Annotated in this window: 14 protein-coding genes and 3 pseudogenes; all 17 read right to left on the bottom strand. The window is 43.1% G+C overall.

Going from position 1 to position 12,727, the window contains the following annotated elements:
• Positions 1 to 108 precede the first annotated feature (108 nt).
• The 17 genes and pseudogenes from PKHYL_RS03400 to PKHYL_RS03320 all read right to left on the bottom strand — a co-directional run bounded on the left by PKHYL_RS03400 (position 109) and on the right by PKHYL_RS03320 (position 12,449).
• Positions 109 to 948, bottom strand: coding sequence for a response regulator (locus PKHYL_RS03400; protein WP_240365979.1), 840 nt, complete (start codon positions 946 to 948; stop codon positions 109 to 111).
• Between the two features lie 171 nt (positions 949 to 1,119).
• On the bottom strand, positions 1,120 to 1,275 hold the full coding sequence (locus PKHYL_RS03395) for a histidine kinase dimerization/phospho-acceptor domain-containing protein (RefSeq protein WP_240365978.1): 156 nt from the start codon (positions 1,273 to 1,275) through the stop codon (positions 1,120 to 1,122).
• Positions 1,272 to 1,400: a hypothetical protein gene (locus PKHYL_RS17090; protein WP_269778233.1), complete on the bottom strand. Its 129-nt coding sequence runs from the start codon at positions 1,398 to 1,400 to the stop codon at positions 1,272 to 1,274. Before PKHYL_RS17090 ends, PKHYL_RS03395 begins: the two co-directional genes overlap by 4 nt.
• On the bottom strand, positions 1,382 to 1,885 hold the full coding sequence (locus PKHYL_RS03390; protein WP_240365977.1) for a GAF domain-containing protein: 504 nt from the start codon (positions 1,883 to 1,885) through the stop codon (positions 1,382 to 1,384). The genes PKHYL_RS17090 and PKHYL_RS03390 overlap by 19 nt, the downstream gene beginning before the upstream one ends.
• Before the next feature lie 21 nt (positions 1,886 to 1,906).
• A pseudogene (locus tag PKHYL_RS03385) lies at positions 1,907 to 2,698 on the bottom strand (tRNA threonylcarbamoyladenosine dehydratase); the annotation flags it as partial.
• Positions 2,699 to 2,856: 158 nt separating this feature from the next.
• Positions 2,857 to 3,843, bottom strand: coding sequence for a TatD family hydrolase (locus PKHYL_RS03380; protein ID WP_071002196.1), 987 nt, complete (start codon positions 3,841 to 3,843; stop codon positions 2,857 to 2,859).
• 512 nt (positions 3,844 to 4,355) lie between these two features.
• Positions 4,356 to 6,614 (bottom strand): annotated as a pseudogene (gene gspD, locus PKHYL_RS03370) (type II secretion system secretin GspD).
• A 78-nt stretch (positions 6,615 to 6,692) separates the two neighbouring features.
• On the bottom strand, positions 6,693 to 6,920 hold the full coding sequence (locus PKHYL_RS03365; protein WP_332835922.1) for a hypothetical protein: 228 nt from the start codon (positions 6,918 to 6,920) through the stop codon (positions 6,693 to 6,695).
• The gene (locus PKHYL_RS03360; RefSeq protein ID WP_240365975.1) at positions 6,917 to 7,387 is read right to left on the bottom strand and encodes a hypothetical protein; all 471 of its coding nucleotides are present in this window, start codon (positions 7,385 to 7,387) and stop codon (positions 6,917 to 6,919) included. Before PKHYL_RS03360 ends, PKHYL_RS03365 begins: the two co-directional genes overlap by 4 nt.
• Before the next feature lie 10 nt (positions 7,388 to 7,397).
• Entirely contained in the window at positions 7,398 to 7,589 is a 192-nt protein-coding gene (locus PKHYL_RS03355; RefSeq protein ID WP_240365974.1) for a hypothetical protein, read from the bottom strand.
• Positions 7,590 to 8,426: a type II secretion system protein N gene (gene gspN, locus PKHYL_RS03350; RefSeq protein WP_083328865.1), complete on the bottom strand. Its 837-nt coding sequence runs from the start codon at positions 8,424 to 8,426 to the stop codon at positions 7,590 to 7,592.
• Positions 8,427 to 8,667: 241 nt separating this feature from the next.
• Entirely contained in the window at positions 8,668 to 8,991 is a 324-nt protein-coding gene (locus PKHYL_RS03345; protein WP_071002199.1) for an H-NS histone family protein, read from the bottom strand.
• Between the two features lie 454 nt (positions 8,992 to 9,445).
• Positions 9,446 to 9,843 (bottom strand): annotated as a pseudogene (locus PKHYL_RS03340) (BLUF domain-containing protein).
• Between the two features lie 96 nt (positions 9,844 to 9,939).
• Positions 9,940 to 10,128 carry a hypothetical protein gene (locus tag PKHYL_RS03335; protein ID WP_240365973.1) on the bottom strand — a complete coding sequence of 63 codons (189 nt, stop codon included), beginning with the start codon at positions 10,126 to 10,128 and terminating at the stop codon, positions 9,940 to 9,942.
• 41 nt (positions 10,129 to 10,169) lie between these two features.
• A complete protein-coding gene (locus PKHYL_RS03330) occupies positions 10,170 to 10,457 on the bottom strand; it encodes a BLUF domain-containing protein (RefSeq protein ID WP_240365972.1) in 288 nt (95 codons plus the stop codon).
• Between the two features lie 75 nt (positions 10,458 to 10,532).
• Complete coding sequence (locus tag PKHYL_RS03325) at positions 10,533 to 11,207, bottom strand: hypothetical protein (protein WP_071002202.1); 675 nt, start codon at positions 11,205 to 11,207, stop codon at positions 10,533 to 10,535.
• A gap of 315 nt (positions 11,208 to 11,522) precedes the next feature.
• A complete protein-coding gene (locus tag PKHYL_RS03320) occupies positions 11,523 to 12,449 on the bottom strand; it encodes an IS30 family transposase (RefSeq protein WP_025643743.1) in 927 nt (308 codons plus the stop codon).
• Positions 12,450 to 12,727 lie beyond the last annotated feature (278 nt).

Below are 12,727 nucleotides of genomic sequence, written 5' to 3'. Positions count from 1 at the left end.
ATTGTCGCATAGTCGCCTTTAACGTTTGGTAGCGCCTAGTATTTAGTTAGTCGCGCCTAATATTTAATAGTCATTGTCATGGCAATTATCATGATAACGACCTGTGACTTACTCCTCTTCTGATAGCTGCTTTTGTATCAACCAATATTGTACTAAAGCATTTAGCTGCTCCTTTTTAAAAGGTTTGGTGCAATAATCTTGCATACCCACTTTTAAGTACTTTTCGCGCTCTCCATCCATGGCATTGGCAGTCAAAGCGATAATAGGTGGTAGGTCTTGAGGGTCATAAAGCTCATGCAGCTTAATAGTGGCCTGTACACCATCCAAAATCGGCATGTGATGATCCATCAAGATGACATCATAACGTTTGGGAAACAAGGCAAAAGCTTCAATCGCTTGTTGACCATCAGTCACATGAGTGACGGTATGACCGCTATTGGTCAATGCCTTTCTGGCAATAATGGCATTGACGGTATCATCTTCTACCAATAAGATATGACCTGCACGCTCGTGGCTAGGCTCTGCCATTGTGAGATCATGAGAGTCTTGCCATGTTTCGTATTTCTCTTCATCAATAGTCGGTAGCGGCAATAACACTCGAAATGTAGTACCAACGCCTACGGTACTATCGACACAAATATACCCACCCATCAGATCGACAAGAGATTTGCAGACGGAGAGCCCAAGACCTGTACCACCATAAAGGCGATGCGTGAATTTATTGGCTTGATCATAAGCATCAAATATTGCCTCTAATGACTCAGCTTTTATACCGACACCTGTATCTGTGACCTCAATACATAAGGTCATATTTTTATCCGCCTTACGTTCTAACGTCTCCTGCCTCATGCTATTTTTGTCAATATTTTCGCGATAGCAATTATTCATATGCTTGACATCAATACTCACTCTCCCGCCTTCACGGGTAAACTTAATCGCGTTATTCACAAGATTTGCGATGATTTGTTTGAGGCGTACTGGATCCCCCTTTCACATAAGGTGATAATGACTCGGTATAATGATAATCTAGCGTCAAACCTCGTTGACGTGCCTTAATAGAAAATAGGCTGACCACTTCATTACATAATGTAGATAAATTGAGTGGGATAGAATCGATAGTCATTTTCCAGACTCAACTTTCGATAAGTCCAAAATCCCATTAATAATCACCATCAAATGCTCATTAGAGACTTTGATGTTATCTACATACTCTCGCTGTTCAGCGCTAAGCTCGGTGTCACCTAGCATCTCTACCATACCAATGATACCGTTCATTGGTGTTCGTATTCGTGACTCATATTGGCCAAAAAGTTAGATTTCATCTCATTGGCGTGTTTGGCATCACGTTCTTTATCCTGTAGCTTCAACGCATCTGCTGCCATCATCGCAAACTGCGCCAATACCTCTTTTGTTGGTCACTAAAGCTATGGTTGGGCTTGGTATCCATCAGGCATAATGAACCTAACCGGTAACTTTTATTGCCCTCATGCAAAATGATCGGTGCACCCGCATAAAACCGCAAATGAGACAAGCCAGTAACTAATGGGTTCTGACGAAAGCGACTGTCCTCCAATGCATCTGGCACCACAAAGACTTCGTTAGATAAAACCGTATAATTACAAAAGGCTACTTCACGTGTTGTGGTACGTACACTCTCAGTCTCACTGTTGAATTTGCAGGCTGTTTTTAAATATTGCGTTTCCTCATCCATAAAAGTGATCGTTACCACCGGCACATCAAAAAACAGCTTTACGAGTGCAACGAGTCGATCAAATGCAGGCTCCTCATCTTCATTGAGTACCTGATATTTTTTCAACTTGTTGATACGCTCTACTTCATCTACCGCTACTGGGTAGCTGCTTTTAGGTGAGTTAGATATAGACAAGATCGACTCCATTAAATAATATCAGACGCTCGATTGGTGACTCGTCTGCTTTATCAATAATTGTAACGCTTCATTGACCATAATCATTGCGACCACCGATGTGACGACCACTGCCGACCCATAACCACCACATTGTAATCCGCCTGCTTGGCAGCTCTTATCCACATGTGGTGGCTCGGTAGAATAAACACATTTGATACCGAACTTCTCTTTTAGCGCGCTATTGATGCCTTTTTCGTGGCGCAGCTTGTTACGCAATTTGGCAAGCAATGGATCTTGATAGCTATCACGCAAGTCGCTCACTCTTATTTGACTTGGATCTATCTTACCACCTGCACCACCTGCACAGACCAGCTTTAATTTATTAAAACGGCAATGTAGGGCAATCGCCAGCTTGGCATTCATATCATCCACGCAATCTAAAATTACAGTAGGCCTACCTTGATCGGCAGCTGCTTTCGCTTCGTGGCGACTCGGCAGTAGCGCTGCGACGTTTTCGACGGTCAAGAAATCATCAACGAGATTTAAGGTGACTTGAGGGTTGATCTCCTTAATACGTGCCGCCATTGCCTCAATTTTGCTTTGACCAAACGTACTGTCTAACGCCGGTAGCTGCCGATTGACATTAGAGGCCACCAAAACGTCCAAATCAATCAAGGTAATCATACCGACTGCCGTACGTGCCAGCGCTTCTGCCGCCCAAGAACCAACACCGCCTACCCCAATGATATAAACATGCGACGCTGCAAACGTATTGACAGCTGATGTGCCATAAAGCGTACGCGTACCTTGGAAGCGGCGGTCATACTGCTCATTTTTTCATCTACGCTAGCTTGTACATTATCATATTCGGTAGTGACTGGCTCTACGACTGGGTGCTCAATTTGTCTGGTTTCATTCATAGCTTTTTAAATACTCTTTTTAAATATTTTGACTGTGCTTACTTCATCTTTTAAGTATAAGTTTAATAATTATGTTGGGTAGGCCCAGTTTACTTTTAGAGCATCGCAGCTATTTTGCCATAACTGCTTAGCAAGTTTATCCTGTGAGACACCCAATAATTCACTTAAACTCGACAATACCCAAGGCAAATTAGCAGGAATATTCCTATCATGTGCGTGGGCTGCCTCCCATTCATTGTCTAGGCTTTGTCCAACGGCTGAATGCTGACTATTTGAATTTTGACACATAATCGGCGTCATATCCGGACAGTCTGTCTCAATCACCAAGCACTCAATACCATATGTATCCACAGCGGCCTGAATAGCACGGCGCAGTTTTTTGGCGTTCGGATTGGTCACCTGACCTGTAACACCCAGCTTAAACCCTAGTTTCACAAATGCCTTGGCTTCTTGTTCACCACCACTAAAACTATGCGCAATACCGCCCAATGTATGAGCATCGTATTCATGCGCTTTTAATATAGCAAGCGCTTCGGCATGCGCCTTACGAATATGAAGCATCACTGGCAACTGATAGGTCACAGCGATATCTAGCTGCGCCTTAAAGAACCGCTTTTGTTTATCAAAAACATCAGGCTCTTTCATTGCGTCAGTAAAGGTATCCAAGCCAATTTCACCAATGGCTAATGGTCGACAGGCAGCAACCATTTGTGCCAATTCTGTCAAATGAGCATCAGTATGCTGCTCGATATAAAAAGGATGTAAGCCTAGCGCAATATGGGTACAGAAATCAGACTCGTTATGCTCGCCAGTGTCTATGCCAAAACGCTTTGATAACTTATCGATCAACTGCTTAGTGTCATACATACGCTCAAAATGCTGATAAAGATAACCAACCAGCACAAGATGACGTATACCTTGATGGTAAGCTTTTTGCACCTGTTGCTCTCGATCATTATCAAATACTGGCGCATCAAAATGTGTATGGGTATCAATGAGCGGATAACAATTGCTCAAGGCTTGATTTACCCTATTTGATGACTCAGGACCAGACATAAATACACTCCAAAAACAACGTGTTTAGCAAAATACCTTATCAACCATCATATTATACACATGGTTGTAGTAACAGCCTATTCAAGCGATGCCGCGTTCACTATAAAGCGCTATGCGCCCCTACTGGGTATCCTTATCCCCGTGATGAGCATTCTTATTTTTTAAATTTGCGATATTAGTGTCAGTCACCTTATCGGATTTTCGACTACTACGCCGAGGAATAATCAATAAGGCGGTGGCCACAGCACCCAAGACCAGCCAACTTTTACCCCTTTTATGATTTGCCATGATTGTCTCTACCTATTGATACAGCACCAATTTTATGGATATAAATGTGCATACCTATTTTTATCTCACTAAAGTTTAGTATACGTAAAATACGACGGTCGCTCTGTTTAGCTGTGTTACGAATACGCAAGCCAATGTATGATGTAATTTTTGTTTATTACATCGTACATTGGCTTGTGCTGATTTAATATATCAGTTGTTTAAAGTGGTGGTTAATAGCTGCTTTAACGATTGAGAGGATATGTCGTTATACCATCGTTGGGACTATCTACCTTAGTGAAACCTTGAGGGGTTGACCGCGGGGTTTGATCGCGCTTAGGAATAAGGGGGTTGAGCGGCATCAATTCATAGTCTGCATCGACATTACCATCCCAGCCCTGTGTTCCGCTCAACGGGAGCTGTTTGATCGTACCATTTTTATCGATGACCAATTGCAGTACACGCATCTGGTTAAATTTACGCTCGGTCACACTGGCAACCGCGCCACCATCACGTAAGATGGTTGGTTGTAAAAATATAATCAAGTTACTCTTTTGAGTACTGTCATTGTCAGAGCGGAACAACCTGCCAATCACTGGTACATTTCCTAAGCCCGGAACTTTTTGCTGGCGTGTGGTGCTATTGTCACGCATCAAACCACCTAGGGCAATGGTCTGCTGATCATCGGCTAAAATCGTTGTATTAATGAGACTTTTATTGGTAGTCAAACCACTAGCATTGCCAGTAGTACCTGGTACGACGGAAGATACTTCTTGTGAGACCTCCAAACGTACGGTGCCATTATCACCAATATGAGGGGATAACGTTAAGATTGATACCAATATCTTGACGATCAATGGTCTGAAAAGGGTTGTTTGAGTTGTTACCACTGGTAGTATAAGAACCTGTGACAAAAGGTACGTTTTGACCAACCAAGATACTGGCCTTTTCATTATCCAATGTCAAAATAGACGGCATGGACAATAGATTGGCACTGGTAGAAGAGTCGAGTGCCTGCAAAATGGCACCATAAAATTCCGTATTACCCTGACTGTCTTTTCGGCTATCGCCAATCCCAACCAAAGCACCAACGATAGAGCTGGCAGCGGAGCTAATACCTGCGGCGCCCGCAGCAGCACTACCACCAATGCGGCAGCGGCCAAGGTGGTCGCACTAGCACCGACATTATTGAAGTTGACGACACCATAGCCACTATTGGCATTACCAAGCGCCCACTGAACGCCTAGCTGGGTTGCATCATCACCTGAGACTTCAACGATAGCAGCTTGAATTAAGACTTGTGCGCGGCGACTGTCCAATTGATTGACCGCATCTTCAATCTCAAACATCAGTTCAGGATCTGCATTGACGATGACGGCATTTTGTGTCTCGTCAGCGATGATACTAAAGGGTTTTCCACCAACGCCTGTACCGCTTCCACTTGTATTGCTAGTAGGCACAACTGATGTACTACTGCTACTGCCAATACTCTCACTCGCCGCACTGTTAATGGTTGCCCCTGTACTGCTTGCATCATTTAAAGAAGCGGACTCTAACGTTGAGGTGGCTCCAGCGCTATTAATCGATTGATTGGCCAAAAGGCCTCGTAGCATATCAGCAATATGACTGGCGCTGGCATACTTTAGGCGAAAGACACGTAAACCGCTCAGTCTTCTTGTCGGTGTGGTATCTAGTTGATTAACCATCTCCTGAACTTTGGCAATCATCTCAGGGCTGCCTTTGACCAGCAATCGATCACTTGATGAATCAGCGATCACTTTGAGTTGATTATTACCACCTTGTGCTTGTCCGCTACCAGCGCTTGCCACCAAGGCACTGATTAGCTCCATCATACGTTCGGCATCGACGTGGCGTAGTGGTATCACTTGCAGACTATCATTAATATTGCTATCCAAGTCACGGATAAGGGCCGTGAGTTGGTTCAGGCTATCCGCGCGATCTGATAGCACCAGCGCGTTCACACCAGGCACAGCGGCGGCATGTGCAGACTGCGGCATTAAAGGTCTTATAACGCCCAATACTTCTGCTGCTTGAGTATTCGTCAAATAAATCACTCGGGTTGCAAGCGACTCACCGACACTATTGCCGCGCAAATCAACGGCGACACCAGACTGCTTGGCGACATTATCTGGCACCAGTTTGATTGTCGTACCTGCCTCTATCGCTGCAATCCCATTGACCTGCATGACACTTAAGAACAGCTGATAAATCTCATCACGCGATAAGGCTTTGTTTGAGATGACCGTCACATTGCCATTGATACGAGGATCAAGGACAAAGTTTTGATCAGTGATGGTTGCCACCTCATTAATAAAAGCTTTGATATCGGCATCTTGTAGGTTTACCTTCCAGCTCTCAGCACTCGCTAGGCCCATGCTAGCAGCCCATAAGGGTACCGCTAGGCAAAGAGGACGACACAGGCGCATCAAACGCGGCAGGATACGGTGTAACGGTGTGGCTGAAAATTGATGAAAACTTACCATATTGATAATTACCTACAGTGATATTGCGTCATATGTACTGAGTGTTTAACGAGCACTCTTTGCTAAAAGTCCGTCTTATTAGAACTGCTGGCGGATAGTAATAACTTGCTCACCACGTTGAACCTCGATTTGTGCTTCGCCTGCTTGCTGTACTTGCTGCAATACGCTTGCATCCTGAGCAGGATTATTGCCCACGTTTTGTCCGTTTACTGTCAACACTTTGTCGCCTGGCTCCAGTCCGAGTCGATTGCGCAACTTCGATGGCATCGCTGCGGTGACTTGATAGCTTTCACCTGAGGCCATCACCCCATTCTACTCAAATAACTGGCAGGATTTTCTTGCAGCGCGGTGACCGCCTCTTCAATCGCCGTTTGCGGACTGCTTTCACCATTCGTCTCTGTCGGTTCAGGCGGCGTATCTTGTAGTGTCTGAGGCGCAGTCGGTAACATACTATTGTCTGGCAGACGCTGATTACTGACGCCGCCTGCCAGCATATCACTTTGATCTAGCGACATAGCATCTGGCATGCTAATCACTGTTTCTTTATCATTGGCATCCGCGATAATAACCGAATTCCAGTCAACAGCGACAAGAATATAGTCGCTGTCTTTTAGTCCATCACCAATTCGGTAATTTTTCACCTCACCATTAATGTTAAGCAACGCTGAAGACATGCTCTCCGGTATAGCGAGTAGTACGCCTTTAAGCTCAACATTGGGTGGTGGCTGGACTGCCGCTGCAATAGGGTCAGGGTCCGCAAATATCGCAAACAAACCACTATAGTCATTGGCAGACTTTGTATTGTTTTTGCAAAGGGGCTAGCGGCAATGCTGGTGCTAAGGGCGCTGCTAATAGTAACCACAAAAGACGCGCCGCTGTCCAACATAGCCAAGCAATTGCCAGTAGCAACAACCACCCTGAAAAACGATTGAGAGTATTTACGACAGGCTTTAAGCTGGCAGCAATATTTGACATTTAGGGCGCCCCCAGACCAGCTAGCAGCGGCTGGCGCAAACTAACGACTGGTGTATCCTGCGGTGCTTGCCCTTTATATTCAGGCATGTTTTCTAGTAAGCGCTGAGTCAGACTGACATCTAGCATGTTATCCCCGTCTATATACAGATCGCCTAAGCGCTTATCTTGATTATTCAATAGATTGATATGCAGCAGATTTTTATTGTTCTTTTGCTCAGCACTCAGCTCAGCTCGCAATGCAGGCATAGTGATATAAAAAACCTTACCACCACTCGGATAACCGACTTCACCGCCAACCCAGGTCAACTGACCATCAGCTTCACTAAATCCCGCCGCATTTTTAGCAGACTCATTCTCAGCGGATTCCGATGATGCATTGTCGCTAGACTGACGCTTTAACGAAACGCCATTGACTTGAATGGGTGTGTTAGGCAGTTGCCAATCAACCACACTTGCCAAAGTCTCAGGAGCAATCTTTCCGCTCATATCATCAACTTGCCATGAGTTTAAACCCAGCTTTACCTGTCCGTTCAACCTCGTTTGCTCTGAGTTGATAGTCACATCGGCACCAAGCTTGCCTGTGAGCAGTTGCCATGGCTGCCATGACCATTTGGCCATCCCTGTGAGCGGTGTCGATGATAGAGGAATTTGCCAAATGGCAGAGCCCTGCCATACATTGCCAGACACATGCTGCACATAAGGCGTATTGGGTGCATACTTTTGGATTAGCCATGCCGCTGGCATTTGCAATAGGGCAAATAAGGCAAACAATACAAATCCGATCAGCCACCAAAGCTTGCGGGGACGCTTATGAGACAACTCAGATACTTGGGCCACGGTTGCACAACTCTTATATAAGACAAAAACGTCATTATCATAACAAACAATGACCTATAGATGACAGAAAAAAGCCAGTATCTTTTTACCAAAATATTGGCAATAAAGATACTGGCTTTTTTATTTTGTAAAGCCTCAGTGCTTATGACTAAATGATTGTAAATAAACCATTATCCATAAGACTGATAAGCTCCGTCCCGTACTGTGTTACGACTCGAAACTATCTAATTGGATAGCCTAATTAGATAGCAAAATCTTCAAGGCCACGACCTGCTGCTAGTGCTTCAACCAACCACGTTGGTTTACGTCCACGACCAGTCCAAGTTTCTTCCTTGTTATCAGTATTGCGATACTTAATACTGCGTTTTTTCTCTAGTTTTTCACCAGCTTTTAAGATCTCTTCAATCGTAGCGTTGCTGTCTTCTGCAATTTGCTCAAACTGAATATAAGCATCATACAAACGCTGATGCTGTTTTTTGGCAATAAGCTGCTGGGCATTTTCGCTGATGGCACGTAGTTCATCTACGTTTAAGTTATCTAAATCAATTGCGTTATTTTTACTCATAGTAAGTCCAACTGTCGGATAAAAAATATCACCTCAATAGAGACATTGTGCCTATTGGGATACCTGAATGATGACTCATTCATTATTCAAAAATTAATAGTTTTTAAGGGTTAATTTGATTTTTGATTAATCAAAGATTATTCATAATTATTTTAATAAACATGAATAATAAAAATATTGCTGGCAAACACAAGCATTCATTATACCTTATATAGCAAATGGCTATCGACAATAATTACTTATCGAAACTTAGCTCAACAAATTTCTATTTTCTATAGTGTTTCTTAAATGCGGTATTCCCTGAATATTAGTACTTTTTCATTTTTTAATAAAATAATATTCATTAATACACTATATTAATAAATCTGATTTATTAGCATCTGATAACTAGGCGCTGTAGCAAAAGCATATGAGCTTGCGAACGAATGCTTGTCTAAACCCTAACGACTTTTATTTAGCCTTTTTGTGCATTCAGCTCATTCATCAACCCATGAGCAGATTCAGCATTTAGCAGGTAAGGGTTAAAACCAATAGTCGTAGAGTACTTTAAATAGATTGCGGCGTTCTCTTCGGTCGGAGACGCATAGTTCATTGACCATTTCGCCCACTCCCTATGCTTTAGCTCACGTGTGTCAATAATCTGTAGGTCGTGATGACGCTCATCGGAAATGAGACTGTATAGCAATCGATTAATTTGCGCTCTTGGGCCTTCTATCGTCTGCAAAAATAATCTTTATTGAACGTTAGCATCCCAGTGATACTATTAGCAGCGTTATTTATCTGTGCTTGCTGTAATATTTCATTGAAATCGGTCGCTGATACATTTGGGTTTGCGCGGCTGGCATAGGTCATGCTCACTAAGATATGGGCATCTGCGTGTGTTGATGTCATGTTTGTTCTCTTATACAAATATTATGAAAGCGGATCGCATTTATAGACATTACTCAATTAACCAAGGGCATACCACGGTTTTTTCTTTTGAGAGGCACGCTGCTCTTCTTGCTCTTGAAGCTCTGATAAGGTGTCAATCAACATCATAATCTGATTGGTGCTCATCAAATAAGGATTGAATTCGTTACCTGTCGAAAACTTCAGTGCAAGCCCCTTGTTCTCATCGCTTGGAATCAAATACTTCATTGACCATTTGTTCCAATGACGCTGCTCAACCTCACAGCATTCTATGACTTGCAGGGAATGATGACGCTCATCTGCACAAGCTTTCTAAGCAAGCCATTGATAACCGGCCTAGCCCCTTCGATACTTTGTAAAAAGTAGTTATGGTTAAACACCAACGCACCAGTGATACCATTGCGCTCGTTATTTTGCTGAGCTTGCTCAAGGATACGAGTTACCTCACCGTTGAGGTTATCGTTGTTATAACGACTGATATAAGTCAGACGCAAAATGATATGCTCACCCTGCCGCATTTTTAGACTATTTGACTCTGAGAGATCGACTGACTCCATAATTTTTTCCAATTAATTTGCTAGATTTATAAAAAAGGCGGTGCAGGTATTGCTAATCACTCATCAATGGCCGTACTAACGTGACTGTTGAATTTTTTTGATAAATTTGCTCATACCACGTGCTAGATTCGCGTTACTGCTCTTTTGTACTTCTTGTGCCAACAGTAATAATTGCGCGCTGTCCTCACACTGCTCTAGACTCAGTAAATAGCCCCAAGCTTCTGCAGGTAGTGCATTTTTTTCAATGTAGGTCGCCAAGTCAGATTTAAGGGTTCCATAGTTGGCACCAGCAACTTTTGCCTTAAACATAATACCGATAGACTTTTTGCCAGTCTCTGCAATTTTGCTTGGCGGTTTGCTATTAAAAGTACGATCGAACTCTATCTCAGTACTGATATCAAATGAGTTGTCTGTAGATTGAGGTTGCTTAGCGACTGGTACTTGAGGAACAGTAGGTGCTTCGTTTACAGTAGATACCTGAGGCGCTGTTTGGATTTGCGAACTAGCGTTAGCAGCACCAATCAGTTCAATACACTCAAGCTCTAAAAGTAATTCAAATAAAGGCCCAACACCGCCAAAATCAGCAAACATTTTGCTATTATCAAGCGTATCAAGGTAGTTTTGATACGTGCGCTTGCCATCAATCATAATCAGCAATGTTCTCGCTTCTCGCGGCAATATACCGAGACTTTGAGATTTTATTTCTGCTCTACCTAAATCGCTTTTGCGAAACACGTCACCGTAGTTCATGCTTTATACTCAGTATTGACAGCAAGATAGGCATCTTACCGATAAGACGCCGACCCAGTTAATTTTTGTTCTTTTCAGCCATGAATGGCCAAACTCTGATAGATTTGAATTTATTGTTAACTGATGCTTTACATGCAACCTTGGCGCTTAAAATCAGCTATACTATTTAATTAAATAGAGTATATCAATGTCATTAATAGACTGTTAGCACTAATTGAATTGGATAGCACAAACGGTTTATATAAGGTATGGAAGGTGGTTTTTATAAATTTCAATATAAAAATTGAAACTTAGATTAACACACCAAGTGCAACGCTAATTAATATTATAGAACGCCTGCATAGGCGTTTTAAACCCTAATCGTTTTCTTGGTCTGTTGTTTAGTTTGTTCTCAATGTCCTGTATTTCATTATCAGAGACTTGTCTAAAGTCACAACCCTTAGGCAAGTACTCTCTGATAAGGCCATTGGTATTCTCGTTGGTTCCTCGCTGCCATGACGCATAAGCATCGGCAAAGAAGAAAGGGCTAAAGAGCTTTTGTTTCACCTTCTTATGCTGAGCAAACTCTTTACCATTGTCAGAGGTAATGGTCTTAACCTGCAACCTCACTGGCGCTAAGAGTTCTATCATTGCCTCTGATACTTGCTGTGCTGTTTTATGACCCACACGCTTCATCTTCAGCAGCCCCGTTTTACGTTCAACGAGCGTGACAATCGCTTGCTTGTGATGCTGACCGATAACGGTATCCGCTTCCCAATCTCCAATACGTGAGCGTTCTTCAACAATACAAGGGCGCTCATGAATCGAGACTCTGTCATTGATACGGCCTCGAGTCTCAGCGGTTAGACGCTGCCGGTATGGTTTTCCTTTACGTCTGAGACACTGCCACAATGTACCGCCCTGCCTCTTATCACGCCAAATATAGCGATAAATGCTCATATGACTGATACCAGCATGAACGCCAGATATTTGCTCAGGACTCCAGTTCTCTTTAAGCTTGTCTGTCACCCATGCCCAGAGGTCAGTCACAATAGTTGTGGCGTTGTTAGCCCGTCTGTCACAAGCCTTGTTATTAGCATGCTTTGCTCGGTAACCTCGTAGGCTTTTATTACGCCTAAGCTCTCTTGATATGGTACTGGGACTTCTGTTTAACACCCTCGCTATAAAATTAATACTATGTTTTGCCCCTTTAAGGGCATAAATCTGGTATCGTTCACCTAGGCTTAGATGTGTATAGCTCATGGTTGCAATCTCACTTTGGTCGGTGGATAAAAACTTTGATGCTAGCGCATCTAGGTCTTTTTTCACCTTGCATTTGGTATTGCACTTCATGTGTTAATCTAAGAAAATAAAAATAATGGCAACAACGCTTTTAAAAAATAACGGTTATAGTCAATCCTAAATAAAACAGATACATTATATATCAAGGTGGAACTGGTCTAAATTTTCCTCGCGTGCTGTGCCTACGCAGACAGAGGCTGCGAAAAATTTATCCCAGTCCCACTGTATCGTTTTTATAC

Origin of the sequence: Psychrobacter sp. KH172YL61 (genome assembly GCF_007182895.1) — a bacterium.
Classification (GTDB): domain Bacteria; phylum Pseudomonadota; class Gammaproteobacteria; order Pseudomonadales; family Moraxellaceae; genus Psychrobacter; species Psychrobacter pacificensis.
This window is presented reverse-complemented; position numbering and strand designations above follow the sequence as displayed.